Genomic DNA, 26,530 nt, shown 5'->3' on the forward strand with positions numbered 1-26,530 from the left:
GGCCTACGCCAGGAGTTCCGTCCGGGGCGGCGCCGTCGTCACCGGGTCATGGCGGATGTAGTACTCCGTGCCGAGCAGTCGCTCCCGCTCCGGCCCGGGGAGCGCGGCGATCAGACCCGGCGCGGCTCCGCGTGCCACCTCCGTGCGGTGCGCGAGCACGGCCGCCACCTTCCGCTCCAGCCAGGGGGTCACGTCCACGGTCGCGCTGATCAGCTCGTCCGGGACGGTGTGCATCGCTTTGCCCACCGGGGCCAGTTGTCCGGCCCACGCCCGGACGGCGGAGTGCGGATGCGTGGCCAGGTACAGGGCTTTCGGCCGCCAGGGCTCGCCGGCCTCCGGGTAGAGGCGTTCCAGTCCGGCGGCGTGGACGGCCAGCAGGGTCACGCGGTGGGTGTGCACATGGTCCTCGTGGCCCGTCAGTCCGCCGTAGGCGTCGTGCGTGACGACGATCTCCGGGCGGACGTCCCGGATCTGCGCGACCAGTGCGCCCACCGTCTCGTCGAGCGGGGCGTCGCAGAAGCGCGCTCTGCCCGGGGCCGACCGCGGTAGGCGGGAGTCGGCGTAGCCCAGCAGGCGCGGCTTGTCGGCGCCGAGGACGCGGAGTGCTTCGGCCAGTTCCGCGGCGCGTGGGCTGTCCGGCGCCCAGGTCGCCGTGACCACCGTGGTGCGCGCGCCCGCCGCCGCGTGCCGGGCGAGTACGCCGCCCGCCGACAGGGACTCGTCGTCGGGGTGGGCGAAGACGGCCAGCAGGCTCGGTGTGGACATGGGGGGAGGCTAGTCGGTGGCGCCCGCTAACGGCCCCCGGCCGTGGCGAGCCAGTCGGCGACCCGGCGTACGGCGGTCTCGTCGAGCCGTTCGACGAGCGCCTGAACCGTCGTCTCGTCCTCGGGGGAGAGGTCGTAGAGGCCCGCCTTGCCCAGCCCGGCCATGAGGACCTGGTGGCGGCGGCCGGTCATGCGGGCCGCCAGGACGGTCGGTGCGCCGGCAGGGGCCTGGGGGCTCGGCTGAGGTGAAGCGGCTTGCCTCGGCGGGGCGTCGTACAGGTGCCACGCGCCGTCCTTCGGACCCCACAGGGCGAAGGAGACGTCCTCTCCACGCGCGCGCAGGGTCTGGGTCATCTCGTCGAGGGCGTACAGCACGGGCGGCCGGTGCGGTGACTCCGCGGCTGCCCGCCAGGAGCCGTCGGCCGGCCGGTGGACCATCGCCACCCAGCGGGGCGCGCCCTGCGGTTGTGGACTCTCGGGACGTGTCTCCACTGCGCTCACCCCTGTACGTCGCTCGGGAAGCGGTAAGGCGGTCCGGGCCGAACCACGGGGAAGGCGACCGTAACTGACGGACCGTCAGATATCCAGGGTTGGAAGTCGCCGTCCGAAGGGGAGGATCACCACGTCGTCCGGTACCGGTCCCTCCCCTCGTGGGGACCGGTACCGAACGGTGGAGCCACCGTCGACCGACCCCGATGGAAGCCGACCGGATGGATGCGCTGCTGGTCCGGAATCCTGCCAGTTCCGGCACCCGACGAGGAGTTCCCGGTTCCGGGTGGGCGGTATCGTCGCAGGTCAGACGTATAAGGTGAGTTTTCCGGTCCGGACGTCCAGGCGTGGGAAGAGAAGGAGTGGAGCCTTGGGTTCCGACTCGGGGGCACGCACCGCCTTCGCGGAACGCCTCGCACTGCTGTACAAGGAAGCCGGTAACCCGCCCCTCAAGCGCGTGTCCGAATCGGTCGTACGCCTGCGGCGGGTCGACGAACGCGGGCGTCCCGTGCGGGTGTCCGCGCAGCGCATCAGCGACTGGCGGCGGGCGCGCAACGTCCCCGCTCAGTTCACCGCCCTCGCGGCCGTGCTGCACGTGCTGATACCCGAGGCGCGCCGCGCGCGGCCCACGCCGGTGTCCCCGGGCCTGTACGACCTCGGCCACTGGCAGCGGCTGTGGGAGAGCGCGGTGGCCGACCCCGTCGGCGAGCGCGGCGCGGCGTCCCCCGCGGAGGAGGGGCCTGCGGCCGACGCCCCGTCCGCGCCCGCCGGGGTGTGCCCGTACCGGGGGCTGGCCTCGTACCGCCTGGAGGACGCCAACTGGTTCTTCGGCCGGGAACGGTGCACGGACGCGCTCGTCGCCCAGCTCCGCGGCGTGGCGGACCGGGGCGGACTGGTCATGCTCGTGGGCGCGTCGGGAGCGGGGAAGTCCTCACTGCTGAACGCCGGCCTGGTGCCCGCGCTGAGGGCAGGCGCGCTGGGCCGCCATGACGGCATCGACGGCATCGACGGTGGCGACGGCGGCGACGGCGGCGACGGCGAGGAGAACGGCCGGGCGGGCACGGTGGTGCAGCTCGTGCCCGGGAGTGACCCCCTGGCGGAGCTGGCCCGGCGCATCCCCGACCTCGGGCCCGTCGTCTCGGCCGGGGAGAGAACCGGAACGGAGACGTCCGACGGCTCGGTCGCGTCGAGGGGGCCGCGGACGGAGAACTCCGACGGTTCCGCTGTGGGGCACTCGGACGCGGTCCGCTCCGTCCCCTCCCCGGACGCGGTCCGCTCCGTCCCCTCCCCGGACGCGGTCCGCGCCGCCGTCTCCGCCTGGGCGCGGCGTGTGGCGGCTCCCGGTACGCGGCCGGTCATCATCGTGGACCAGTTCGAGGAGACGTTCACCCTCTGCCCCGACGAGGCCGACCGGCGTGCCTTCGTCGAGGTCCTGCACGCCGCGTGCTTACCGGCCCGCCCCGGCGACCCGGCTCCGGCCGTCGTGGTGCTGGGCATCCGGGCCGACTTCTACGAGCAGTGCCTCAGGTATCCCGAACTGGCCGACGCGCTCCAGCACCGGCACATGGTGCTCGGACCGCTGACCACCGCTGAACTGCGCGAGGCCGTGACGGGACCGGCCAAGGCCGTCGGCCTGGAGCTGGAACCGGGCCTGGCGGAGCTGATCGTCCGGGAGGTCAGCGCCGACGGCCCGCGCGGGGCGCACGACGCGGGTGTGCTGCCGCTCCTCTCGCACGCCCTGCTCGCCACCTGGCAGCGCAGGAAGGCGGGCCGGCTGACGCTGGCCGGCTACCGCGCGGCCGGCGGCATCCAGGGCGCGGTCGCGGCGACCGCGGAGCGGGCCTGGTCCGGCCTCGACCCGGCGGCGCGCACCGCGGCCCGGCTGCTCCTGCTCCGGCTGGTCCGGCTGGGTGAGGACACCCAGGCCACGCGCAGGCGCGGGACCCGGCGCAAGCTGGCGGAGGAGTCGGCCGACCCCGGGAAGACCGAGGAGTCCCTGGAGGCGCTGGTCCGGGCCCGGCTGGTGACGCTCGACGCCGAGTCCGTGGAGATCACCCACGAGGCGCTGCTGCACGCCTGGCCGCGCTTGCGTGACTGGATCGACGACGACCGGCAGGGCAATCTGCTGCGTCAGCGCCTGGAGGAGGACGGCCGGGCCTGGGAGGAGTCGAACCGCGACACCTCCCTGCTCTACCGGGGCTCCCGTCTGGAACAGGCCCACGGGTGGGCGAAATCCGCGGGCGACACGTTCCTCACCCGCAGCGCGGTGGAGTTCCTGGCCGCGTCGGTCAGGCTGCGCAGGCGCATCATCTGGATCAGCCGGGGCGCCGTGGCGGCGCTGGTCGCACTGGCTGTCCTGGCCGTCGGGTCGGCGGTCGTCGCGTGGAAGCAGCGGGACGACGCCGTGTTCCAGCAGGTGCTCGCCCAGGCCGATCGCGTCCAGGACACGGATCCGTCGCTGTCCGCACAGCTCGACCTGGTGGCGCACCGGCTGCGGCCGGACGACGAGGGGGCGAACAGCCGCCTGATCTCCGTGGTGAACGCGCCGCTGGCCACGCCGTTGACCGGTCACACGGGCGCCGTCTACCTCACGACGTTCAGCCCGGACGGCCGCACCCTGGCCACGGCCAGCTACGACCGGACCGTACGCCTGTGGAACGTGGCCGATCCACGCCGCCCGAAGCCCCTGGGCAAGCCGCTCGGCGGCCACCGGAGCTGGGTGAGCAGCGCGGTGTTCAGCCCGGACGGCCGTACCCTCGCCAGCGCCTCCGACGACGGCACGATCCGGTTGTGGAACGCGACGGATCCCGGCCGCCCGCAGCCGCTCGGCGAACCGCTGACCGGCCATGACGGCACGATCTACCTGATCGCCTTCAGCCCGGACGGACGCACGCTGGCCTCCGCCGGCGACGATCACACCGTCCGGCTGTGGGATGTGGCCGACCCGAAGCGTCCGCGGCCCCTGGGCGAGCCGCTGACCGGTCACACGGCCGCCGTGCGCTCGGTGGCGCTCAGCCCGGACGGCCGGACACTGGCGGCCGGTGGCGACGACGGCACGGTCCGGCTCTGGGACGTGTCCGACCGCAGGCGTCCCACGCCGGTGGGTGAGCCGCTGACCGGTCACACCGCCACGGTGCACTCGGTGGCGTTCAGCCCCGACGGCCGTACGCTCGCCAGCGGCGGTTCGGACGACACCGTCCGGCTCTGGGACACGTCCGCCCCCCGCCGGGCGAAGCAGATCGGTACGCCGCTGACCGGCCACACCGGCCCCGTGTGGTCGGTGGCCTTCAGCCCGAGCGGCGAGAGGCTCGCCGCCGCCAGTGAGGACAGCACGGCGAGCCTGTGGAACGTCACCGATCCGGCGTACCCGTCACAGGTCGGCGGGCCCTTGGCGGGCAGCAGCGGCGAGATGTACGCGCTCGGCTTCAGCCCCGACGGGCGCACCCTCGCCACCGGCACGGGCGACAACAAGGTGCGCCTGTGGTCGCTGCCGACCTCGGACATGATCGGCCGGACCGGAGCGTTCCGGCCGGACGGCCGGGTGCTCGCGACGGCGGCGCGTGACGAACGGATCCGGCTGTGGGACGTGCGCAGGCCCGGCAGGCCGGTGCCGATCGGCGCACCGTTCCAACCGGACGGTGACGTGCACTCCATGGCGTTCTCCGCCGACGGCCGGACCCTCGCGGTGCGGATCGGCACCCGTGCGGTGCGGCTGTGGAACCTCACCGATCCGGCCCGTCCGGTCCCCTACGGGCCCGCTGTCGCCCTGCGCACCCGTTTCGCGGGCGCGTTGGCCTTCAGTCCCGACGGGCGCACCCTGGCCACCGCCTACGACGACCGCACCATCCAGCTGTGGGACGTCAGCGACCCGTCGCGGCTGCGGCGGCTCGGCGCACCGCTCACCGGGCACAAGGGCTACGTCAACTCCCTGGCCTTCAGCCCGGACGGCCGCACCCTCGCCAGCGGGAGCGCGGACGGCACCATCCGCCGGTGGAAGGTGTCCGACCCCCGCCGTGCCGAGCGGTTGGGCGCACCGCTCGAGGGCCACCTCGGCGCCGTCAACATCCTCGCCTACAGCCCCGACGGCCGTACGCTGGCCAGCGGCGGCGACGACAACTCGGTCCGCCTCTGGAACATCACCGACCCTGCCGGTCCCTCCGGTATCGCAAGCCTCACCGGCCACACCGAAGCGGTCGTGTCACTCACGTTCAGCCGGGACGGCCGCACCCTGGCCAGCGGCGGCAACGACAACAGTGTCCGCCTCTGGAACGCGTCCGAACCGTCCAGGGCCACCCCGATCGGTCAGTCGATGAGCCTCAACGCCAAGAGCGGCAGCTTCCTGTCGTTCAGCCCGAACAGCAACATGCTGGGGGTGTCGAGCGGCGCGGACACCGTCCGGCTCTGGGACCTCGACGTCGACCAGGCCGCACACCGCGTCTGCGAGACGACCCGGGGCGTTCTGACGCGCGATACCTGGGACGAGTACCTGTCCCGCCTCTCGTACGATCCGCCCTGCGACGGCTGACGGGACCGGCCCGCACAACAGTGCTGTCTCTCATGAGAGTTGAGTGATACGAGTCACAAGATGGCCTTTAGTGGCGGACGGTCGGCTTCCTCGCGTAAGCGCTTGTTACCCTTGGCCATAGCCCGACCGCTGGTGCATCCCCCGTCGCCAGCGGTCGGGTTTTCTCATCGCAGGGCGAGGCGCATCAGGATCCTGGGGTGGCCGGCCAGGACCGAGGTGGTCGCCGCCGCGTAGGTGAAGCCGGCGCGCTCGAAGTTCTTCCGCAGCCCGGCGTACGCCATCGTCAGGTCGACCCTGGCGTCACCGTTGTCGAGTGGGTAGGCCTCGACGGCCGGTGCTCCGTGAGCGCGGGCGAACTCGACCGCGCCCGCGATGAGGGCGTGCGAGATGCCCTGCTTCCGGTGACCGGGGCGTACCCGGACGCACCACAGCGACCAGACGGGCAGGTCGTCGACGTGCGGGATCTTGCGGTTGCGGGCGAAGGAGGTGTCCGAGCGCGGGGAGACGGCGGCCCAGCCGACCGGTTCGTCACCGTCGTAGGCGAGCACGCCCGGGGCCGGGTCCGCACGGCACAGCCCTGCGACGTACTCGCCACGGGCCGGTCCGTGCAGCTCCTTGTTGAGCTTGGACGGGATCCGGTAGCTCAGGCACCAGCAGACATTCGCGCCGGGCGACTTGGGCCCGAGTACCGCGCGCACGTCCGCGAAGTCCGAAGCCGGGCGAACGTCGATGGTCATGCCCCCACGATGACACGCCCCACCCGGCCCCGCCGCCCGGGTGTCCCCGGCCTCGCGTGGATCCGCCCCGGCGTGGATGCGTGTGCCGAGAGCCCGTACTGCCGACCTCGCCCCGGCTCGACCGCCGCCGCGAACCGCCTCCGCGAGCGGCTCGGCTCCGCTGCCCGCCGGTCCACGGTTCACCGCGGCACGCCGGTCCACGGTCCACCGCTACCCGCCGGACCGAGGCACCGACGCGGCTCGCAGCAGCCGCAGTTGGCCGATCTCGCTCACGTTCTTCATCAGCTCGGCGTTCACCCAGCCCGCCATGTGCGCGACGGTGTGCTGGGGGTCGTCCGGCCACGGGAACGGTGCCGTGGCGTCCAGGTCGGTGTCGGTGAGGCGGTCGAGGACCGTCAGCCACTCCGTGCGCAGGCCGCGCAGCCACTCGACGGTCGCGGCGCCCGCGCCGGGCCACCGGACGTCCGTGCGGTCGCGGGGCGGCCGGCCCTGCGCGTGGTCGAGGGTGACGCTCCACCACCAGCCGATGTGCCAGCTCACCCAGGCGAGGGTGGGCACCGGCACGGGGTCCGGTTCGGGCTCCGCCCAGTCCGGCACCCACGTGCCGTCGGGGCCCTCGTGCATCGTCCAGCAGTGCGGCGCCGGCTCCCAGAGGAAGTCCTCCGGCTCCAGCCGCTCCAGGTGGTACTCGAACAGCGACCAGGTCAACTCGAACTGCCAGCGCAGCAGTTGGGTTCGCGTAACGCTCATCGGACGAGCCTACGCAGGCACCGCGCGTGCGTCCCGGGCCAGACCCGCCCAGTCCAGGTTCCGCAGTGCGGGGTCCGCGTCCCAGCCCGACGGCAGGCGAGGCGTGGACTGGAACCAGACGACGGCCAGGCGCGAGCGGTACAGCACCGGGTCGTGGACGGGGTCGAGGGCCGTGGAGTGGAACGTGCCCAAACAGGCCACGGCGGGCAGCACCTCGACGGGACCGAGGCCGCCCGGGTACTGGTCGGGATACTCACGCGGCGGCGGCACGAGGTGGACCGGTGTGCCGGGGTGCGCCCGCCCGGCGGCGCGCAGCAGGCCGCGGATGCGCAGGTCGTTGACCGGCTTGCAGGGATAGCCCTCCAGCAGGTCGCCGTACGTGGACGAGAGCCGCAGCTCGGTGAGGTCCACCGAGCGGCCGGAGGCCAGGACGAGGCGTGCGAGCGCCATGGCCGGCACCTTGGGGCGGTGTTGCATCAGGGTCTTTCGATCGTCCTGGTTCCTTCAGGGGCGGGGCATGGTCTTCCTTCCGGGGCACGGGCGTCGCCCGGCCCCCGTCACGGCCGGTGCCCCGTCATCCGTGCCGCCGACGCGATCGTGGCCCGGGCCTCGCGTGCGGACAGTCCGGTGTCGACCGCGGCGTCGACCAGGGCGACCGCGAGCGCGGGGCCGATGCCGTCCTCGTAGGCCCGGCAGGCCGCCCAGAACAGCCGGGTGTTGCGCTGGCCCTCGTGCGCGGCGAGGACGAACTCGACCAGGCCCTGGCCGTGTCCGCCGGCCGACGCGGGCGCGGGGTGGTGGGCACGGGGCGGCGGGATCAGCAGGCGCAGAAGGGAGCGTGGGCAGGGGGCGGGAGCCAGGTGCGCGGTCCCCGGGGCCGCGGCGTACACGCCCTGGCCGGTGCGGGAGCCGGGGCCGACGAGGTAGCCGCCGGCGCCCCGGATGTCGATGCCGGGGGCGAGCCGCCCCGCCGAGTTGGGGACGACCAGCTCGGGCGGGCCGCTCAGCCACAGGTGCCGACCGCCGGACGGGGTCAATACGACCACCGTCGGCGGGATCGTGAACAGGTGCCGCAGGGCCAGCTCGCGCAGGGCGGCCGAGGCGTCCGTGCCGGTCTTCACGTCCAGGTCGAGGCCGATCAGATGGTGCGGGGGCAGTCCGCAGGCGATGCCGTAGCCGGTCGCCCAGGGCGCGGCGGCGAACAGCTCCCGGATGCGGGCGGGGTCGCTGGAGGCGTCGTACACCCCGTGGCCGAGGCGGCCGCACTCGCCGTGGCAGGGGGAGGGGGCGGGGTCGTCGCGGTGGGGGGAGCGGAGCGCCGGAAGCTTGGTGCGGGACAGGGGGATGACGGCCAGTCCGCGTTCGGCGGCTGACAGGGCGTGCGCGAGGGCCAGCGTCGTGGCCTGCCGGTCGGTGGTGGCCATGCCTCCATTTTCGTACACGCGTTCGAAAAAGGAAAGAGGGAGCGGTTGTGACGCGCGGGCGTTCTCGCGCCCCCGGGGTGCGACGCCTTGACGGCGCAGTCGATCTGACGGACAGTCAGAAACGTGAGTGGTGAGCCGGAGGTGCACGAGGAGTTCGAGGCGCGGCTGAAGGCCTACGAGGGCCGCCCCGCAGCCACCGGGGTCGGCCGGGACCCCGTCAACGAGCCGATGATCAGGCACTGGTGCGAGGCCATGGGCGACACCAACCCGGCGTACGCCGGACCGGACGCCATCGCTCCCCCCACCATGCTCCAGGCATGGACGATGGCCGGCCTCACCGGCCGCCCGGAACGCACCGCCGCCTACGACGAACTGCTGCGCCTGCTCGATGAGTCGGGTCATGGCGCGGTCGTCGCCACCGACTGCGAGCAGGAGTACGTCCGCCCCCTGCGCCCCGGGGACGAGATCACCTTCGACTCGGTGATCGAGTCGGTGTCGGAGCGCAAGACCACGAAGCTGGGAGCGGGCTACTTCGTCACGACCCGTACGGACATCAGGGCGGACGGCGAACTCGCCGGAACCCACCGCTTCCGCATCCTCAAGTACGCCCCCGCACGCCGGCCGCGGATCCCGGAGCAACGCCGCCCGGAGGAACGCCGACCAAAGGAGCGCCGCCCGGAGGAACGCCGCCCGGAGGAGCGCCGCCCCCGTCCCGTGATCAACCGGGACAACGCCGGCTTCTGGGAGGGCGTGGCCCGCCACGAGCTGCTGATCCAGCGCTGCACCGGCTGCGGCACCCTGCGTTTTCCCTGGCTGCCCGGCTGCAACAGCTGCGGCTGCGCGCAGTGGGACACCGTGGCGGCGAGCGGCGAGGGCACGGTCTACTCGTACGTCGTCATGCACCATCCGCCCTTCCCGGCCTTCGAGCCTCCGTACGCGGTCGGCCTGATCGAGCTCGCCGAGGGCGTGCGGATCGTCAGCAACGTGGTGGGGGTGCCGTACGACAAGGTGCGGATCGGCATGCCGGTGCGGCTCACCTTCCGGCGGTACGACGACGAACTGGTGCTGCCCGTCTTCCAGGGGGTGGCCCCGTGAACCCCGGCGACCGGCTCCCGCCCCTGGAGATCCCGGTCACCCGCACCCTGATCGTCGCCGGGGCGATCGCCTCCCGGGACTACCAGGACGTGCACCACGACCCGGAGCTCGCCCGGCGGAAGGGCTCCCCCGACATCTTCATGAACATCCTCACCACCAACGGCCTGGTCGGCCGCTACATCACCGACCATTTCGGACCCCGGGCCGTGCTGCGCCGGGTCGCCATCCGGCTCGGCGCTCCCAATCACCCGGGCGACACGATGGTGCTGACCGGCACCGTCGAGGCGGTCGACGGTGACACGGTGACGGTCCGGGTCGTCGGCGAGAACGGCATCGGCCGGCACGTCACCGGCACGGTGACGGTCTCGGTTCCGGAAACGGTGACGGTGCCGATCCCGGAAGGAGACCCGGCATGAGCCTGCGCCGGCGCGACACCCTCGGCGGGCGGGCCGCCATCGCCGGCATCGGCGCCACCGAGTTCTCCAAGGACTCCGGCCGCAGCGAGCTCCGCCTGGCCGTCGAGGCGGTGCGCGCGGCCCTGGACGACGCGGGCCTCGGTCCGGCCGACGTGGACGGCATGGTCACCTTCACCATGGACACCAGCCCCGAGATCGCCGTGGCCCAGGCGGCGGGCATCGGCGAGCTCTCCTTCTTCTCCCGGATCCACTACGGCGGCGGCGCGGCCTGTGCCACCGTCCAGCAGGCGGCCCTGGCGATCGCCGCGGGCGTGGCCGACGTGGTCGTCTGCTACCGGGCGTTCAACGAGCGCTCGGGCCGCCGCTTCGGCTCCGGGGTGCGGCGCCGGGAGCCGTCGGCGGAGGGTGCGGCGCTCGGCTGGCAGCTGCCGTTCGGCCTGCTCACCCCGGCCTCATGGGTGGCGATGGCGGCCCAGCGGTACCTGCACACGTACGGGCTGACGGCACAGGCCTTCGGGCACGTGGCCGTGGCCGGCCGCGCCTACGCGGCGACCAACCCGGCGGCCTACTTCCACGGCAGGCCCATCACCCTGGCCGACCACGCCGCGTCCCGCTGGATCGTGGAGCCGCTGCGGCTGCTGGACTGCTGCCAGGAGACGGACGGCGGGCAGGCGCTCGTGGTCACCTCCGTGGAGCGGGCCCGCGACCTGCCCCGTCCGCCCGCCGTCATCGCGGCGGCCGCCCAGGGGGCGGGACGCGCTCAGGAGCAGATGACCAGCTTCTACCGGGACGACCTGACCGGCCTGCCCGAGAGCGCGGTCGTGGCCCGGCAGCTCTGGCGGTCCTCAGGGCTCGCGCCGGCCGACATCGACGTGGCGATCCTCTACGACCACTTCACCCCGTTCGTGCTGATGCAGCTGGAGGAGTTCGGCTTCTGCGGCCCCGGCGAGGCGCCGGACTTCGTGGCCGAGGAGCGCCTGCCGCTCAACACCCACGGCGGGCAGCTCGGGGAGGCGTACCTGCACGGGATGAACGGCGTGGCGGAGGCCGTCCGGCAGATCAGGGGCACGGCGGTGAACCGGATACCGGGAGCGGAGCGGGTCCTGGTGACGGCGGGGACGGGCGTGCCAACGTCAGGGCTCGTACTGACCGCTGACCCTCAGGGGTGAACCCGCAGTACTCCGGGCCCTCCGCTCCACCTACAGGAGGTGCGGCGACCCCTACCCCTACAACCTGAGGGGGACCCCGCTTCGGCACCTGCGGCCGATCCGCCGGACGTGCCCCGCTCATAGCGTTGAGCCATGACCACACTCGTCTGCACCAGCGCGTCGAAGGCCGCTGCACCAGCGACGCAGACCCTGCCCTACCCGTCGTTCTCGTCGTACGTCAGGGCACGCCAGCCGGTGCTGCTGCGGACCGCCCGCTCCCTCACCGGCAACCCGAGCGACGCGGAGGACCTGCTGCAGACCGCGCTGGCCAAGACGTACGTCGCCTGGGAGCGCATCGAGGACCACCGTGCCGTCGACGGCTACGTGCGCCGGGCGCTGGTGAACACGCGGACCTCGCAGTGGCGCAAGCGGAAGGTCGACGAGTTCGCCTGCGACGAGCTGCCCGAGCCGGAGCCGGTGCCGGGCGGCGACGACCCGGCCGAGCGGCAGGCGCTGCGCGACGCGATGTGGCGGGCGATCATGCGACTGCCGGCCCGGCAGCGGGCGATGGTCGTCCTCAGGTACTACGAGGACCTCAGCGAGGCCCAGACGGCCGAAGTGCTCGGCGTCTCCGTGGGCACCGTGAAGTCGGCCGTCTCCCGCGCGCTGAGCAAGCTCCGCGACGACTCTGAGCTGGGATTTGTCCGCCAGTGAGCGAACATGTCGCTCGATCCTGAGCGATCACGTCGCACGTCGTGACCTGATCGATCGCCCGGTCCTAGTGACATACCGCGCGGTATGTGCGCAGAATCAGCGCAGCCCTTACCACCGCGTAGGCAATGTCGCCCCGGGAGGACGCCGTGCTGAGCACCATGCAGGACGTACCACTGTTGATCTCCAGGATCCTGACCCACGGGTCGACGATCCACGGGACGTCACAGGTGACCACCTGGACCGGTGAGGACGAGCCGCACCGCCGCTCCTTCGCCGAGATCGGCGCCCGCGCGGCCCAGCTGGCCCACGCGCTGCGGGACGACCTCGGCGTCACCGGCGACGAGCGCGTCGCGACGCTCGCCTGGAACAACGCGGAGCACGTCGAGGCCTACTTCGCGATCCCGTCCATGGGCGCGGTCCTGCACACCCTGAACCTCCGCCTCCCGCCCGAGCAGCTGGCCTGGATCGTCCACCACGCCGCCGACCGCGTGATCATCGCCAACGGTTCGCTGCTCCCCCTGCTCGCCCCGCTGCTGCCGCACCTGAAGACGGTCGAACACGTCGTCGTCACCGGCCCCGGGGACCGCTCCCTGCTCGCGGACGCGACCGCCCGCGTGCACGAGTACGAGGACCTGATCGCCGGCAAGCCGACCTCGTACGACTGGCCCGAGCTGGACGAACGCCAGGCCGCCGCCATGTGCTACACCTCCGGCACCACCGGCGACCCCAAGGGCGTGGTCTACAGCCACCGCTCCATCTACCTGCACTCCATGCAGGTCAACATGGCCCAGTCGATGGGCCTGACGGACCAGGACACCTCACTGGTCGTCGTCCCCCAGTTCCACGTGAACGCCTGGGGCCTGCCGCACGCCACCTTCATGACCGGCGTGAACATGCTGATGCCGGACCGCTTCCTGCAGCCGGCCCCGCTCGCCGCGATGATCGAGGCCGAGAAGCCCACCCACGCCGCCGCCGTCCCGACCATCTGGCAGGGCCTGCTCGCCGAGCTGACCGCGCACCCCCGCGACGTCTCCTCCCTCACCCAGGTGACCATCGGCGGCTCGGCCTGTCCGCCGTCCCTGATGGAGGCCTTCGACAAGCTGGGCATGCGGGTCTGCCACGCCTGGGGCATGACGGAGACCTCCCCGCTCGGCACCATCGCCCGTCCCCCGGCCGGTGTAGCCGGCACGGAGGAGGAGTTCGCCTACCGCCTCACCCAGGGCCGCTTCCCGGCCGGTGTCGAGGCCCGCCTGAGCGGCCCCGGCGGCGAACGCCTGCCCTGGGACGGCGAGTCGGCCGGCGAACTGGAGGTACGCGGCCCCTGGATCGCCGGCGCCTACTACAACGGCCCGGACGCCGAACCCCTCCGCCCCGCCGACAAGTTCAGCGACGACGGCTGGCTCAAGACCGGCGACGTCGGGACCATCTCCCCCGACGGCTACCTCACCCTCACCGACCGCGCCAAGGACGTCATCAAGTCCGGCGGCGAGTGGATCTCATCGGTGGAGCTGGAGAACGCGCTCATGGCCCACCCCGAGGTCGCCGAGGCGGCCGTCGTCGCCGTCCCCGACGAGAAGTGGGGCGAGCGCCCCCTGGCCACGGTCGTCCTCAAGGAGGGCTCCACCGCCACCTTCGAGACCCTGCGCGCCTTCCTCGCCGACGACGGCAAGATCGCCAAGTGGCAGCTCCCGGAACGCTGGACGGTCATCGAGGCGGTTCCGAAGACGAGCGTCGGCAAGTTCGACAAGAAGGTGCTGCGCAGGCTTTACGCGGAGGGAGAGCTGGACATCACCCGGCTCTGACCGGGACCGGGTACCGCCGTACGCCTTCGCCACCGGCGTACGGCGACCGTGCCGACACCCGCGCTGGGGCGGGCGTACGGCGGCCGAAGCCCACCGCGTCACCGGCGTACGGCGGTCACCCCCCACCCCAGCAGCAGCCACACCCCGGCCACCCCGCACACCCCGCCCCAGCCGAAGTGGCTGAAGGCGTAACCCGCGAGGGCCGACGCGCCGGCGCCGCCCGCGAAACCGGCGACCACGTAGGCGGTGTTGGCCGTGGCGGGCGTGGAGGTCGCCGTCAGGGCGAGGGTCTGGTTGGCGACATGGGACGCGACCAGCGCCGCGTGGACCGCGATGGCGGCGGCGAACAGCGCGATCAGCAGGTGCCCGCCCAGCCAGAACAGCGGCACCGAAACAGCGGCCAGCAGATACGCCGACCGCACGACCCGCGCCGCCCCGAACCGGTCCACGAGCCCGCCGGCCAGCGGCGCCACCGCACTCGCCGTCAGACCGAACAGCCCGAAGAGCCCGGCGGTCGCGGTGGACAGCCCGTACTCCGGCCCGGTCAGCAGCAGGGCGAGCGAGGTCCACAGCGCGCTCCACGCGCCGAACATCCCGGCCTGCCGCACGCAGGCCCGCCACAGGTCGGGCGAGTGGCGTAGCACCGAGGGCAGGGCGGCGAGACCGGCGAACAGGGGGCCTTCCCGCCGCCGCTGCGACGGCAGGACCAGGGCCGTCGCCAGTCCCAGCACGAGGGTGAGCACGGCCGCGCCCCCGAACACCCACCGCCAGCCGAAGGCCTGGCCGGCGAGACCGCCCAGCACCCGGGCCGCGACGATGCCGGCGAACAGGCCCGCGATGACGGCCGCGACATGCCGGGCCCGCCGATCGGCGGGGGCGCGTTCGGCGACCAGCGGGACGAGCAGCTGGGGGATGACGGTCGCGGCCGAGGCGACGAACATCGCGACCGCCAGGGCGGTGACACCCGGGGCGGTCGCGCTCGCGGCCAGCGCCACGGCGGTGACCATCGTCAGCCCCGCGACCAGCCGGCGCCGGTTCGCGCTGTCGCCGAGCGGGGCGAAGAACAGCAGGCCGACCGCGTAGCCGAGCTGGGCGACCGAGGCGATCCAGGCAACGGCCGAGGGGGTGGAGCCGAAGTCGCGGGCCATGAGCGAGAGCAGCGGCGCGGCGAGGTAGATGTTGGCGGCGGTGACCGCGCTGCACACGGCGATCAGGGTGAGGAAGAGACCCGGGGCGGGCGTACGGGACCGGCGCCCGGGAGTCGTGCCGGCCGGGCGGGCCGTGGTCTTGGTCGCTGACGGCATGGGAGGAGGACTCCTTGAAGTCGACTCGTTGGAGCCAGCTCTAACAACTAACTGGTTGGTTGGCTGAGGGGTGAACAGTCTGGGCTGCCCGGCCATTCCTGTCAACCAAACAGTTGGTTACCTCGGCGCGCTACCCTCTTCCCATGGGAGCAAGGGACCCCGAGGCCACCAAGGCACGGATCTTCGAGGCGGCGGTCGCCGAGTTCGCCCGGCACGGCATCGCCGGCGCCCGCATCGACCGCATCGCCGCCGAGGCGAAGGCCAACAAGCAGCTGATCTACGCCTACTTCGGCAACAAGGCGGAGCTGTTCGCGATCGTCCTCGAGAAGAAGATGCTCCACCTCGCCGAGGCCGTCCCCGTCGACCCGGACGACATCGAGAGCTGGATCGACCGCCTGATGGACTACCACGCGGCCCACCCGGAGCTGCTGCGCCTGCTCTTCTGGGAGGGCCTGGAGTACGGCAGCACCGAACTGCCCCACGAGTCCGACCGCCAGGAGCACTACGCCCGCAAGGTCGCCGCCCTCCAGGACGGCCAGAACCGGGGCGTCGTCACCGACGCCATCCCGGCGGCCGACCTGCTGTTCCTGCTGACCGCCCTGGCCAACTGGACCGCCGTCGTCCCGCAGATGCGGCGCATCCTGGTCGGCGACGGGGAGCCCGACCGGGACCGCCTGCGCACCTCGGTCAAGGAGGCGGCGTGCCGCCTGACGGCACGCTAGCGATCGGAGCGATCTAGTTGGTTCCGATCCGGCTGAGCAGCTCGACGATCCGGGACTGCACCTCGCTGCTGGTGGACCGCTCCGCGAGGAACAGCACCGTCTCCCCGGACGCCAGCCGTGGCAGATCGGCCGGGTCGACGGCGGCGGTGTAGACGACGAGCGGGGTGCGGTTCAGCTGCCCGTTCGCCCGCAGCCAGTCGATGATCCCGGCGTATCCGGCCCTCCGCTGCTGCACCTGCATCAGGTCCATCACGACCAGGTTCGGCCGGAAGTCGCTCGCCAGCGTCACCGCGTCGGCGTCGCTCGCGGCCCGCGCGACCTGCATCCCGCGCCGCTCCAGCGTCGCCGTCAGCGCGAGCGCGATCTCGGCGTGCTCCTCGATCAGCAGCACCCGCGGCGGGTGCTGCTCGGTGTCCCGCGGTGCCAGCGCCTTCAGCAGAATGGCGGGGTCGGCACCGTAGGCCGCGTCCCGCGAGGCCTGCCCGAGCCCTGCCGTGACCAGCACGGGCACCTCGGCGGCGACGGCGGCCTGCCGCAGCGACTGCAGCGCCGTGCGCGTGATCGGCCCGGTCAGCGGGTCGACGAACAGCGCGGCGGGGAAGGCCGCGATCTGCGCGTCGACCTCCTCGCGCGAGTTCACGATCACCGGCCGGTAGCCGCGGTCGCTCAGCGCCTGCTGCGTGCTGGCGTCCGGCGCCGGCCACACCAGCAGCCGCCGCGGGTTGTCCAGCGGCTCCGGCGGCAGTTCGTCGTCCATCGGCTGCGGCAGCGGCGGGTCGGCCACCTCGACCGCCCCGCCGGGCCCGTCCAGCGGCTCGGGCCCCTCGGCGGCGTTCTCGTCCGGCGCGCCTATGGCGTACGACCGCCCACCGCCCTCGGTCATCTGCGCCAGCCGCGACTGACCGGCCAGGGACGGCTGCGCGGGAACCGGCGCCGGAACCGGGGCGCCCCGCGGGGGCGTCGGCTCGGCCGCCGGATGCGGCCGCGCGGCCTGCTCCGGACGGGAGGCCTGCTCCTTGCGGGGCCCGTGTTCCTGGCGGGAGGCCTGCTCGGGCCGCGGGGCCTGTTCCGTACGCGCGGCCGGGTCGGGCGGCGTGCCGAGCTTGCGGCGCCGGCCCGATCCGCCCGGCTGGTGCGGCGGAGGCGTCACCGCGCCCTGGGGTGCTGGTGCGCCGCCCGGCACGCCCGACGGCTGCTGGACCTGGGCGGCCTGTCGGTTGAACGGCACGCCCTGCCCCAGCGTCCGCACGCTGAACGCCCGCCCCTGCGTCGAGTTCGGATCGACGGGCGCCGCGGCCTCCGCGGGCAACGGCTGAGCCGCCCGCTGAGCCCGAGCCGGGCCCTCCGGCGGCAGCGGGGTGCCCGGGGCCGGTGTGCTCGACTGCGGGGCCGCCGCCTGGGCCGGTGTGCCGTTCGGGGGGACGGAGGGGGCCGGGTGTGCGGTGCCGTTGGCGGGCGCCGCCGCTTGCGCAGCACCGCCGGTGGGCACGGCGAAACCGGCCCCCGTGCTGTCGTCGTCGGCGATGGGCCAGGGCTGCGGCGCGGGGACGGGAGCCCCTGCGGCCGGGGCTCCCGGGGTGGGTGTGCCCTGGGCCGGGGGCATGGGGGCCGGGGTTCCCGGAGCGGGTGTTCCCTGGGGCGGGGTGCCCTGCCCGGGGGCGGCCTCGGCGGGGAGTGGCTGCCCGGCGGGCTGCTGCGGCAGGGGCTGCGCGGCCTGGGGCAGCGGCTGCCCGGCCGGCGAGGCGACCGCGGGCTGAACGGGCTGACCGGGTACGACGGCCTGCACGCTGCCCCCGAGACCGCCCGGCGGGGGAACGGACACGCCCTGCGGGGGTACGGCGACGCCCTGCGGGGGTACGGCGACGCCTTGCGGAGGCACGGCGCCCGCGTGCGGCGGGACCGCGGTTCCCTGCGGAGGCATTGCGCCCTCGTGCGGCGGGACCGCGATTCCCTGCGGAGGCACGGCCGCACCCTGGGGCGGGACGGCAGCGCCCTGTGGCTGCCCGGCTTCCCCGTGCGCCGCCGGAACCGCCAGGTCCTGCGGCGGCATGGCCGTACCCGGTGCGACCTGGCCGGCGGCGACGCCGACCTGGACGGGCACACCGTGACCCGGGGCGCCTTGACCCGGGGCGGCGTGTCCCGCCGGGACCTGACCGGTGGCGTCGTGCTGCGCGGGGACACCTTGCCCCGGCCCCGCGGGTGCGGCACCGGTCGCCGCGGCCGGCACCGAGGCCTGCTGTCCGGCCCCCTGCGCTCCGGCCGCTTCGGCAGGCTGAGGAGCCGCGGCCCGCCGACGGCGCCCCGTCGGTGCGCTCGTGGGATGCGGCTGCGGCGGGGTGTGATCGGCGGACTGATCATGCGGAACGGCGTCGTGCCGCCCCTCCTCGACCACCGCGTCACCGACGGAAGCCGAGCCGGGAACCGCCACGGCTCCCTGCCCCTGTCCGGCCTGCACGCCCTGTCCGGGCTGCACACTCTGTCCGGGCTGCACGCTCTGGCCGGGCTGGGCCGGCCGGCCGGACTGGTCGGTCTCGACGCTCTGGCCGGGCCGGGGCGCCTGGTCGGCCTCGGCCGGCGGCAGCGCGAACACCGGACGCGGCCCAGCCGCCTCCTGCGCGGCCGCCCGCTCATTGGCGGCGGCCAGCGCCCGCCGTCGACGCCCCGTCGGCTGCGGCCCCTGCCCCTGCGCCGCACCGGACGAGCCGGCCGCGGCCTCGCCGGACGGCGCGGGAAGGGCCGGCGGCAGCGCGTGCTGTTCGCCGGGTTCACGCCGGGCCCGCCGCCCTGAGGACGCGGGTACGCCCTGCGGCGGCACGGTCCCACCCAGCCCCGTGTTCGAGGCGGCGGTCCCCGCCGCATGTTCGGCGGCCGTGACGACGGCCCCTTCGGCGACACCCTGGACGGCGCTCCCGACGGCACCCGCACCGGCGTCCTCGGCCGCCCGTCCGCGCCGCCGCCCGGTACCGCCCGACGCCGCCGCACCCTCACCCGAAGCCAGTGCCGGCAGCGCAGCGGGTTCCCCGGCGGCCCGACGCCGACGCCGCCCGGTGGGTGCGGCCCCCTCGGCCTCGGCACCGACGACACCGGCACCACCGGCATCCTCGGTGCCCTCACCCGGAACGTCAGCGTCCAGGAAGGCATTGGTGGAGGCCCGCCGGGCCCGGCGCCGCCCCCCACTCAAGGTCTGCCCACTGGGGGTCTGCTCACCGGGGGCCTGCTCACCGGAGGCGGCGGGATCCCCCTCGTCGGCCGCCTGGCCGACGGCATCCGCGGCAACAACACCGGCCCCACCGCCGATCGGCACCTCGAGGACGTACGCGTTACCGCTCATGCCCGGCACCTCGTGCGTCTGCAGCACGCCGCCGTGAGCCCGGACGATCCCGCGCACGATGGGCTCGTGCACCGTGTCGCCGCCGGCGTACGGCCCGCGCACCTCGATGCGGACGCCCTCGCCGCGCTGGGCCGCCGCCACCACGACGGTGTTGTCCAGGTAACCGCCCGCCGACACAGGCGTGTTGCCGGTCGCGTCGACGCCCGCCACGTCCGCGACCAGATGCGCGAGGGCTGTGGCGAGCAGCCGGGCGTCGACCTCGGCCTCGATCGGCGGAGCGTGCACGGCGAACTGCACCCGCCCGGGCCCGATCAGCTCGACGGCCCCGTCGACCCCGGCGGCGACGACGGCGTCCAGCATCACCTTCGTACGGGTGATGCCTCCGTCGCCCGCGTCGAGCCGCTGGTAGCCGAGGACGTTGTCGATCAGCGTCGTGATGCGCGAATAGCCCGCCGACAGATGGTGCAGCACCTGGTTGGCCTCGGGCCAGAGCTGCCCGGCGTCGTCCGCGGCCAGCGCGGCCAGCTCGCGGCGCAGCTCCTCCAGCGGCCCGCGCAGCGACCGCCCGAGCAGGGTCAGCAACTGCTCGTGCCGGGCGGCGAGCGCCTCGTAGCGGTCCTTCTCCCGCTCCCCGAGGGCGGCGTACCGGTCCTCGTTCGCGCCGAGTTCCTCGGCGTGCCGCTCCTGCAGCTCCTCCAGCTCGGTGACGTGCTGCTGACGCAGCGCGGTCAGCTCGGAGGCGTGCTCCTCGGCGATCCGCTCCAGCTCTTCCTCGTGGCGCTTCTGTGCCGCCTCCTTCTCCTCGACGACGGCGTCGTACGGCCGCCGGTCGGTGAAGGTCATCACGGCACCGACGAGCTGGTCGCCGTCGCGCACGGGCGCGGTCGTCAGATCGACCGGCACCTTGCCGCCGTCCTTGGCGTACAGCACCTGCCCGCGCACCCGGTGCTTGCGCCCGGAGCGCAGGGTGTCGGCGAGCGGCGACTCCTCGTACGGGAAGGGCGAGCCGTCGGCCCGCGAGTGCAGCACGAGATCATGCAGTTCGCGCCCGCCGAGATCGCTGGCCCGGAAACCCAGGATCTGGGCCGCGGCCGGATTGACCAGCACGATCCGCCCGTCGGTGTCCGTTCCGACGACACCCTCGGACGCCGCCCGCAGGATCATCTCGGTCTGCCGCTGCGACCGGGCCAGCTCGGCCTCGGTGTCCACGGTCCCGGAGAGGTCACGCACGACGAGCATGAGCAGCTCGTCGCCGGTGTAGCCGTAACCGTCGTAGGCCTGCTGCCCGTTCTCGAGATTCGCACTGGTGACCTCGACGGGGAACTCGGTCCCGTCCGTCCTGCGCGCGATCATCCGGGTCGGCTTGGTCCGGGCCTGCGGATCGAGGTGCTCCGGCCGCCGCATGGAGCCCGGGATGAGCTTGGAGTCGAACTGCGGCAGCAGATCGAGCAGCCCGCGCCCCACCAGAGCGGTGCCCGGAGTCTCGAAGGCCTCCAGGGCGATGGTGTTGGCGTTGACGACCGTCCCGTTGGCATTGACCAGCACCAACGCGTCGGGAAGGGCGTCCAGTATGGCTGCGAGGCGAGCAGCGCCTCGGGATGGCCTGCTGCTCACGAGTCGCTTCCTCCCTGTTACCGCACCTTGCCGACCGCTCGGGCCATCTTGCCAACCGGCCCGCGGCGTGTCACGCGAGGGAGTCTAAGGGCTGCGGTTGCGCTCGCGACGCCGGATGCGGGCGAGGTCCCACGAGCAAGTGACCCCGAACTGACGACCGAGTAGCCGCAAACGCCCGCCCTCCTGCAAGGACGTCGCGGGACCTTCGCGGGACCTTTACGAGGGCAGGGTTTCTGTACCTTTTCGCCCGGGTGGCCGGATGAGGGCGGGCTGTGGCCGAATCGGACTCAGCGGCGCTTCTCGGACCCCATGGCCGGCAGGAGCGGCACGAGCCGGTCCCAGCGGGCGATCTGGCAGCCGTCACTGCGGTCGTACGTGGCGTCGACCCACCGCCCGGCCCAGGTCCCGGTGACGTGCGCGGTGGCCGGCCCGCCGTACTGCATGGTGCAGATGCCGCCCTCCCGGGCGGGGGCGAAGGCGTCCTCCCCCCACCGCGTGTTCCGCTCCAGGGCGGCACAGGCACCGCGCGGGTCGGGATGGCTGCCCCCGTCGGGCCCGCAGTACAGCTCGAACGTCCCGTCGGCCCCACCGCCGGCGTTCCGCACGGTCACGGTGAGGTGGTCACGCTCCTGGCCCTGGCCCTGGCCCTGACCCTTCCCCTGGCCCTTCCCTTTGCCCTGGCTCACGCCGAGCCCGGCCGCGGACTGCCCGGCCTGGGCGTGCGCGACCGGGGACACCGCGGTCAGTGAACCGACGGCGGCGACGGAGGCGGCGGCCCCGACGACGAGGCGCCGCAGACCGGGACGAGATGTGATCCGTGGTGTGATCCGAGGCGTACCCCGGCGAATGGTGATCAGCATGCCCTGACTAACGCGGCGCGGCCCGGTACGTTGCGCGCCGGGACACGAGCGCCGTACGACCCCACGACGCGCCCCCGCGCCGACCGGACAAGGCCTTTGCCCTGCGCCCTTCCCGCCTAGTAACGTGGGGGTCGATTGGTGACAGCACGCTCGACTGTGTCATCATCGGCAGGCACCGAATCGCGCTCGCGCGGGAGGGTCGTGCACTGGAGGCGTCGCCTAGTCCGGTCTATGGCGCCGCACTGCTAATGCGGTTTGGGTCTTAAAGCCCATCGAGGGTTCAAATCCCTCCGCCTCCGCACCTGATCACGAAGCCCCGGTCACCCGACCGGGGCTTCGCTGCCGTTTGGGCTGTTTCCGCTGGTCACAAGGGGTGCGGCAAACGGATTTCACATGGCGGCGGCAGTCATGTAATGTTCTTCCTGTCGCCGCGAGCGAGCCGGAAGGCCCGAGAGCGGCGAAAAAACAGAACAAGCACTCGTAGCTTAACGGATAGAGCATCTGACTACGGATCAGAAGGTTGCAGGTTCGAATCCTGCCGAGTGCACACAGGTCAAAGGCCCCCTGGGATCATCCCGGGGGGCCTTTGACATCAACGGCTGACATCAACGCGGCCAGAAAGGCCGATCACTCCTCAGCGGCCTGCTCCTGCTCGCCGTCTGATTCCTCCTGCGACTCGTCCAGGCCGAGAGCATCGTCCATCCGATCGGCGGCGGCCTGGAGCGTCGTGCTCATCACGTGCGCGTAAGTATCGAGCGTCATCGTGATCGTGCTGTGGCCCAGCGTCTCCATGATCGTGCGAGCGTCCACACCCTGTGCGAGCAGCAGAGAGGCGCACGTGTGGCGAAGGTCGTGCACCCGTACTCGCCGTACGCCGGCGTCCCGGCACAGGATAGTGCCGTCGAGTTGGCACCGCCATCCGGACAGACCCACCCTGGAAGCACGACAACCCCGTTCCCGCTGGTGAGTTGCGGGAACGGGGCATATCTCGCTTTGACCAGGCTTGGGAGAGCCTGATCGAAAGGATGGGCTACCGCCGTGACAAAGATTGACGGGCCTCTGAACGTGGAGACTACCGAAGCCCGGCGCCGGAGGGTTGAACTTTGGTTCGCTGGCATCGGATCAGTGGCCGGCCTGCTGGGGGCGGTGGCAACTGTGATCACAGTTCTCAGGGGGTGATCCACACAGGCGTTAGAAGCTGTTGTCTTTCCGATCTTGAGCAGTGTCCGTCGAACGGGAGTCTCGATCGGGTGATCACGGTCGGTGCCGGGCATGCTCAGAGGGTGTCTATGCCAACGAGCGGTCCAGGAGGCCCTGTTGTCGCAGTTGTACGCGACCGCCAAGACGGAGTCCACCTCGGTCATCCTCGCGTGTGACTGCCTGGCTCACCGGTTCGGGAACGCCGCCGTTGCCGTGACAACGGACTGCGCAGCGTCAACGGGAGGGAACAACTCACGAGCTGTCGATTTGGAGCGTCATGTCCGGCGGGTCTCACCGGGACCTCGCACGGGTTGGCCCTCCCTGCAGGTCAGAGCGGTCCGCGTCCCGTTATCACCCACCTCCCGGAGCCTCCTGGAGCCGCGCTCTCCGCCCGGCCGATGCTCTCTCCGGCGCGGCGAGCGAAGCGGTCCATCCTCGCACCGCTCGCTGTGCCCCACTGCCGTACCCGCCGGACCCTGGAAGGTTTCAGGTTCCGCCTGGCTCACGGCACTCCGTACTGTTCCCGGACATGCCCATAGGTTATGGGCGGGAAGGAATCGAACATGATCATCAGGCATGTACGTTCCATCAGGCAACCGGTTCGTCGGCGATGGCTTCAGGCGCTCACCACCTGCGCGGCGGCCGGGGCAATCGCTGTGGGGCTGGCGGCACAGCCCGCCGCAGCAGCCAGCCAGTTGATCGTATGGCAGGCGCACGGGAGCGACAGCGGTGAGCTTCGGTACAGCGGCGATGCCACTTGGTACGGCACGGTCAAGGTCTGCGACAACGAGGCGGACGGCCGCGGGGTCTACGTCCAACTGATGTCTGAAGCCGGAGAATCGATGAGCTGGACTGACTCGGGCGGCTCTGACGGTGTCTGCGGTTACGACGATTCCTATTTCGCGGTCAACTTCATCGACTGGTTCAGGGTGTGCGAGCGGATCAACAACTTGCCAGACAGCTGCACATCCAAGGTGTCCATCACTAAGGGCGACTGAAGTCAGCCCAGGGTTTGACATCAACGGCTGACATCAACAGTTGCGCACATCGGCATACGGCAGTGATCCGACACCGCCCCCTCGCGGGGGTAGCCTCGGCGCTAAACGGCTGGTCGGCACCCTGCGCGTCTGGGGGTGACGCGCCTACGGATCAGAAGGTTGCAGGTTCGAATCCTGCCGAGTGCACAGCACGTCAGAGGCCCTGTGGATCACTCCACAGGGCCTCTGGCTTTTGTTTTGACGGCAGTGTTTGACGCAACCGCCTGCGCGAGCCGATCAGACGGCTACCGGGACACCGGCCGGGCCGTCGTCATTGTCCGGATCGTTGCCGTCACTCCTCTGGCTTTGTTCACGAGTTTCGACAGCAATCGTTCATGGCTTCGGGAGGCACTCTGGTAGCTCGGTGTTCGATGTTCACGAGAACGGGCAGCACCTACAGGGCCAGTGGCATGTCACCGTTCGGGCCCGCGGGCCCGGATACCGGGCTACTCCTGCCAGTCCGTTGTGGTGGCGGCGCGCTCCTGCCACAACCGGCCCGGTGCCGTTGGTGGGCCGGGTGGGTTGTGACCTCGCCCGAGAGGACCGCGCTCGCGTTTTAGCAGCGGCTGATCACCGCGCCCGAGCTGCATCTGTTCTTTGCGCCGAGCCGGGACGAGGTCGAGTGGCTCCGGCCGGCGCAGCCGTGCTACGCGGCCTTGGGGCCGCAGCGCATCCCGATGTACACACACCCCGTGCCGTCCAGCAGCTCGGAGAAGATCACGGGCATGTAGCCCTCACTGAACGCCGCGCCCACCCCCGTACCGGCGAAAACTGTCTCCGTCACCGGCACCAGATCGATCTCCAGGGCTTCGGAGAAGTCCTTCATGCCGTCGACGAACTCGTACACCATGTGCCCCGCACCGTCCCGCTCGGTCACGGTGATGACCACGCCCTCGCGCCGGTACGTGCCGACGAGCGGCGCGAAGTCGACCACGGGAGGCTTGGCCGGCGGGGCGAAGGTGTCCGGCATCGTCACCCCGGCCAGTTCGGCGAGGAGTTCCCGGTAGAGCGCAGCGTACAGCTCACGCGCACCGCCGCCGTTGGTGAGCAGCGCGACCGCGACGCCTGCCGACGGGACGACGCGCAGATAGCCGTACTGCCCGATGGAGGCGCCGTCATGGCCGTAGCCCTGGACGCCGTTCCAGTCGTACAGGGTCCAGCCCAAACCCCAACCGTCCGCGCTGACCGACCACTTGTCGGGGGAGTCGACGACCCGGCGCTGCATGAGCGCGACGGTCTCCTCGGAGAGCATCCGGGTACCGTCCTGTGCCACTCCGCCCGCGAGGTGCATCCGCGCGAGCCGCGCGAGGTCCCCGGCCGTGGCGATGACCCGGCCGTACGGGCCCGCCGAGCGCGGCATCAGGTCCCAGGACGGCGCCGGGTCCGGGTCCTGGCCCGGCTCGCCCAGGTGACCCATCGCTGCGCGGAACCGCAGAGCCTCCTCGGGCAGCGTCATCGTGTGGTCGAGGCCCAGCGGTGTGAGGAGCAGGTCCTTCAGTGCCTCGTCCCAGACCTTGCCGGTCAGCACCTCGATGATGCGGCCGAGCACGTTGTACCCGATGCTGCTGTACGAGAGCGCCTCGCCGGGCGGGCAGTCGAGTGCCACGCCCTTCGCGGCCTCGACGTACTTGGCGAGGCAATCGTCGCCGCGCCCGCTGTCATAGGTGAAGTCGCAGGTCAGGCCGCTCGTGTGGCTGAGCAGCTGGCGTGTGGTGATCGCCCTGGTCAACTCGGGGTCGGCGACCGAGAACTCCGGCAGTACGTCCACGACCGGTGCGTCCAGGTCCAGTTGGCCCGAATCTGCGAGCTGCATGATCAGGGTGGCGGTGTAAACCTTGGCGATCGAGCCCATCTGGAAGACCGAGTCGGTCGTCGCCTCCACGCCCGTTCCGCGGTGGAGCACACCGCTGGCCAGCTCGTGTACGGCCCCGTCGATGAGTATCGCCAGCGACGCAGCCGGGACGTGGTGCTTGGCGCGCAGCTCGTCGAGCCGGGCCTGCCAGTGGGCGAGGTCCAGCTTCCGGCCCGTCGATCCCCGGGTCCCCCACTGGCCCGTGGCGTTCCAGTTGCCCTGCTCGTCCCAGCTCACGTTCTTCGACATGCCTGCTCCCCACTTTGATGCGTACGGCGTTCCCTCGACGCGAACACTGTACGCACTCTGAAGCGCTGTACGCAATGTGCGTACGGTGTGCGCTACTACTGATCGAGCTGGTCGTGGACGACGTCTACGGAGAGCTGGAGGTACCGGCCGTCGTCGACCGCGCCGAGTGGCGCGCGGCCGTCACCCGCAGCGCGGCCGAGCTGCGGGCGATGACCCTTCGTTACCCCTGGATCGCCCCTGAGCTGGGTCAGGTGGGCCGGTCCACATCGGCCCGAAGGCCACGCGGATGTCGTCCGGGTTGCTCGCGCAGTTCGAGGTGGATCTCTGCAGACTACGGATCGGAAGGTCGCAGGTTCGAATCCTGCCGAGTGCGCCTCTGGCATTTGTCTTGACGGCAGTGTTTGACGGCAACCGCCCTGCCCAACGGCTCCCCGACCGTTAACTCCACCGCGACTCGAGCAAGTTCGCACTACGATCACGTTGCCGCTGCTGAGCAG

19 protein-coding genes and 2 tRNA genes are annotated in these 26,530 nt (G+C 72.3%); 10 read left to right on the plus strand and 11 right to left on the minus strand.

Going from position 1 to position 26,530, the window contains the following annotated elements; genetic code table 11:
- Window positions 1-3: 3 nt before the first annotated feature.
- Together IE97_RS0113655 and IE97_RS0113660 are read right to left on the minus strand one after the other, a co-directional pair.
- Window positions 4-765, minus strand: a complete 762-nt coding sequence (locus tag IE97_RS0113655; protein ID WP_030237685.1) for a PIG-L deacetylase family protein — start codon at window positions 763-765, stop codon at window positions 4-6.
- Window positions 766-791: 26 nt separating this feature from the next.
- Window positions 792-1,256, minus strand: coding sequence for a hypothetical protein (locus tag IE97_RS0113660; protein ID WP_037837159.1), 465 nt, complete (start codon window positions 1,254-1,256; stop codon window positions 792-794).
- Window positions 1,257-1,623: 367 nt separating this feature from the next.
- On the opposite strand from IE97_RS0113660, the gene IE97_RS0113665 reads away from it, so the two are divergent.
- Complete coding sequence (locus tag IE97_RS0113665; RefSeq protein ID WP_030237691.1) at window positions 1,624-5,778, plus strand: WD40 repeat domain-containing protein; 4,155 nt, start codon at window positions 1,624-1,626, stop codon at window positions 5,776-5,778.
- Window positions 5,779-5,942: 164 nt separating this feature from the next.
- On the opposite strand, the gene IE97_RS0113670 is transcribed toward IE97_RS0113665, so the two are convergent.
- The 4 genes from IE97_RS0113670 to IE97_RS0113685 form a co-directional block, all read right to left on the minus strand.
- On the minus strand, window positions 5,943-6,515 hold the full coding sequence (locus tag IE97_RS0113670; RefSeq protein WP_030237696.1) for a GNAT family N-acetyltransferase: 573 nt from the start codon (window positions 6,513-6,515) through the stop codon (window positions 5,943-5,945).
- Window positions 6,516-6,725: 210 nt separating this feature from the next.
- A complete protein-coding gene (locus IE97_RS0113675; protein ID WP_030237698.1) occupies window positions 6,726-7,265 on the minus strand; it encodes a DinB family protein in 540 nt (179 codons plus the stop codon).
- 9 nt (window positions 7,266-7,274) lie between these two features.
- The gene (locus IE97_RS0113680; protein WP_037844301.1) at window positions 7,275-7,715 is read right to left on the minus strand and encodes a hypothetical protein; all 441 of its coding nucleotides are present in this window, start codon (window positions 7,713-7,715) and stop codon (window positions 7,275-7,277) included.
- A 107-nt stretch (window positions 7,716-7,822) separates the two neighbouring features.
- Window positions 7,823-8,689, minus strand: coding sequence for a bifunctional DNA primase/polymerase (locus tag IE97_RS0113685; protein ID WP_030237703.1), 867 nt, complete (start codon window positions 8,687-8,689; stop codon window positions 7,823-7,825).
- A gap of 123 nt (window positions 8,690-8,812) precedes the next feature.
- Here IE97_RS0113685 and IE97_RS0113690 point away from each other — a divergent pair, with 123 nt between their 5' ends.
- The 5 genes from IE97_RS0113690 (at window position 8,813) to IE97_RS0113710 (ending at window position 13,864) form a co-directional block, all read left to right on the plus strand.
- Complete coding sequence (locus tag IE97_RS0113690; protein WP_030237706.1) at window positions 8,813-9,784, plus strand: bifunctional MaoC family dehydratase N-terminal/OB-fold nucleic acid binding domain-containing protein; 972 nt, start codon at window positions 8,813-8,815, stop codon at window positions 9,782-9,784.
- Window positions 9,781-10,200, plus strand: coding sequence for a MaoC family dehydratase (locus IE97_RS0113695; RefSeq protein WP_030237709.1), 420 nt, complete (start codon window positions 9,781-9,783; stop codon window positions 10,198-10,200). Before IE97_RS0113690 ends, IE97_RS0113695 begins: the two co-directional genes overlap by 4 nt.
- Window positions 10,197-11,369, plus strand: a complete 1,173-nt coding sequence (locus IE97_RS0113700) for a lipid-transfer protein (protein WP_030237713.1) — start codon at window positions 10,197-10,199, stop codon at window positions 11,367-11,369. The genes IE97_RS0113695 and IE97_RS0113700 overlap by 4 nt, the downstream gene beginning before the upstream one ends.
- A gap of 132 nt (window positions 11,370-11,501) precedes the next feature.
- Entirely contained in the window at window positions 11,502-12,062 is a 561-nt protein-coding gene (locus IE97_RS0113705) for a SigE family RNA polymerase sigma factor (RefSeq protein WP_030237717.1), read from the plus strand.
- A 125-nt stretch (window positions 12,063-12,187) separates the two neighbouring features.
- Complete coding sequence (locus IE97_RS0113710; RefSeq protein WP_030237720.1) at window positions 12,188-13,864, plus strand: long-chain fatty acid--CoA ligase; 1,677 nt, start codon at window positions 12,188-12,190, stop codon at window positions 13,862-13,864.
- Between the two features lie 98 nt (window positions 13,865-13,962).
- Here IE97_RS0113710 and IE97_RS0113715 read toward each other — a convergent pair whose 3' ends face one another.
- The gene (locus IE97_RS0113715) at window positions 13,963-15,168 is read right to left on the minus strand and encodes an MFS transporter (RefSeq protein ID WP_030237723.1); all 1,206 of its coding nucleotides are present in this window, start codon (window positions 15,166-15,168) and stop codon (window positions 13,963-13,965) included.
- A gap of 143 nt (window positions 15,169-15,311) precedes the next feature.
- On the opposite strand from IE97_RS0113715, the gene IE97_RS0113720 reads away from it, so the two are divergent.
- On the plus strand, window positions 15,312-15,890 hold the full coding sequence (locus IE97_RS0113720) for a TetR family transcriptional regulator (RefSeq protein WP_030237726.1): 579 nt from the start codon (window positions 15,312-15,314) through the stop codon (window positions 15,888-15,890).
- Between the two features lie 13 nt (window positions 15,891-15,903).
- On the opposite strand, the gene IE97_RS0113725 is transcribed toward IE97_RS0113720, so the two are convergent.
- Window positions 15,904-20,835, minus strand: coding sequence for a PAS domain-containing protein (locus IE97_RS0113725; RefSeq protein WP_078603219.1), 4,932 nt, complete (start codon window positions 20,833-20,835; stop codon window positions 15,904-15,906).
- A 287-nt stretch (window positions 20,836-21,122) separates the two neighbouring features.
- The gene (locus IE97_RS0113730; protein WP_051704949.1) at window positions 21,123-21,695 is read right to left on the minus strand and encodes an SSI family serine proteinase inhibitor; all 573 of its coding nucleotides are present in this window, start codon (window positions 21,693-21,695) and stop codon (window positions 21,123-21,125) included.
- 208 nt (window positions 21,696-21,903) lie between these two features.
- Between IE97_RS0113730 and IE97_RS0113735 the strand changes: the two genes are divergently transcribed.
- A tRNA-Ser gene (locus tag IE97_RS0113735) sits at window positions 21,904-21,994 on the plus strand.
- 175 nt (window positions 21,995-22,169) lie between these two features.
- Window positions 22,170-22,242, plus strand: a tRNA-Arg gene (locus IE97_RS0113740).
- Between the two features lie 80 nt (window positions 22,243-22,322).
- Here the strand turns inward: IE97_RS0113740 and IE97_RS0113745 are convergent.
- Window positions 22,323-22,628: a tyrosine-type recombinase/integrase gene (locus IE97_RS0113745; RefSeq protein WP_420706083.1), complete on the minus strand. Its 306-nt coding sequence runs from the start codon at window positions 22,626-22,628 to the stop codon at window positions 22,323-22,325.
- 830 nt (window positions 22,629-23,458) lie between these two features.
- On the opposite strand from IE97_RS0113745, the gene IE97_RS0113750 reads away from it, so the two are divergent.
- Entirely contained in the window at window positions 23,459-23,893 is a 435-nt protein-coding gene (locus IE97_RS0113750; protein WP_030237738.1) for a hypothetical protein, read from the plus strand.
- A 685-nt stretch (window positions 23,894-24,578) separates the two neighbouring features.
- On the opposite strand, the gene IE97_RS0113755 is transcribed toward IE97_RS0113750, so the two are convergent.
- A complete protein-coding gene (locus IE97_RS0113755; protein WP_030237741.1) occupies window positions 24,579-26,033 on the minus strand; it encodes a serine hydrolase domain-containing protein in 1,455 nt (484 codons plus the stop codon).
- Between the last annotated feature and the right edge of the window lie 497 nt (window positions 26,034-26,530).

Origin of the sequence: Streptomyces sp. NRRL S-455 (assembly GCF_000717875.1) — a bacterium.
In the GTDB taxonomy this organism is placed as follows: Bacteria; Actinomycetota; Actinomycetes; order Streptomycetales; family Streptomycetaceae; genus Streptomyces.

Bases quoted from the DNA above. Each gene is read 5' to 3' on its own strand.
- IE97_RS0113715 (WP_030237723.1), bottom strand. From the start codon at position 15,168: ATGCCGTCAGCGACCAAGACCACGGCCCGCCCGGCCGGCACGACTCCC.
- IE97_RS0113720 (WP_030237726.1), top strand. From the start codon at position 15,312: ATGGGAGCAAGGGACCCCGAGGCCACCAAGGCACGGATCTTCGAGGCG.
- IE97_RS0113710 (WP_030237720.1), top strand. From the start codon at position 12,188: ATGTCGCCCCGGGAGGACGCCGTGCTGAGCACCATGCAGGACGTACCA.
- IE97_RS0113705 (WP_030237717.1), top strand. From the start codon at position 11,502: ATGACCACACTCGTCTGCACCAGCGCGTCGAAGGCCGCTGCACCAGCG.
- IE97_RS0113750 (WP_030237738.1), top strand. From the start codon at position 23,459: ATGATCATCAGGCATGTACGTTCCATCAGGCAACCGGTTCGTCGGCGA.
- IE97_RS0113755 (WP_030237741.1), bottom strand. From the start codon at position 26,033: ATGTCGAAGAACGTGAGCTGGGACGAGCAGGGCAACTGGAACGCCACG.
- IE97_RS0113730 (WP_051704949.1), bottom strand. From the start codon at position 21,695: ATGCTGATCACCATTCGCCGGGGTACGCCTCGGATCACACCACGGATC.
- IE97_RS0113700 (WP_030237713.1), top strand. From the start codon at position 10,197: ATGAGCCTGCGCCGGCGCGACACCCTCGGCGGGCGGGCCGCCATCGCC.
- IE97_RS0113680 (WP_037844301.1), bottom strand. From the start codon at position 7,715: ATGGCGCTCGCACGCCTCGTCCTGGCCTCCGGCCGCTCGGTGGACCTC.
- IE97_RS0113675 (WP_030237698.1), bottom strand. From the start codon at position 7,265: ATGAGCGTTACGCGAACCCAACTGCTGCGCTGGCAGTTCGAGTTGACC.
- IE97_RS0113670 (WP_030237696.1), bottom strand. From the start codon at position 6,515: ATGACCATCGACGTTCGCCCGGCTTCGGACTTCGCGGACGTGCGCGCG.
- IE97_RS0113655 (WP_030237685.1), bottom strand. From the start codon at position 765: ATGTCCACACCGAGCCTGCTGGCCGTCTTCGCCCACCCCGACGACGAG.
- IE97_RS0113685 (WP_030237703.1), bottom strand. From the start codon at position 8,689: ATGGCCACCACCGACCGGCAGGCCACGACGCTGGCCCTCGCGCACGCC.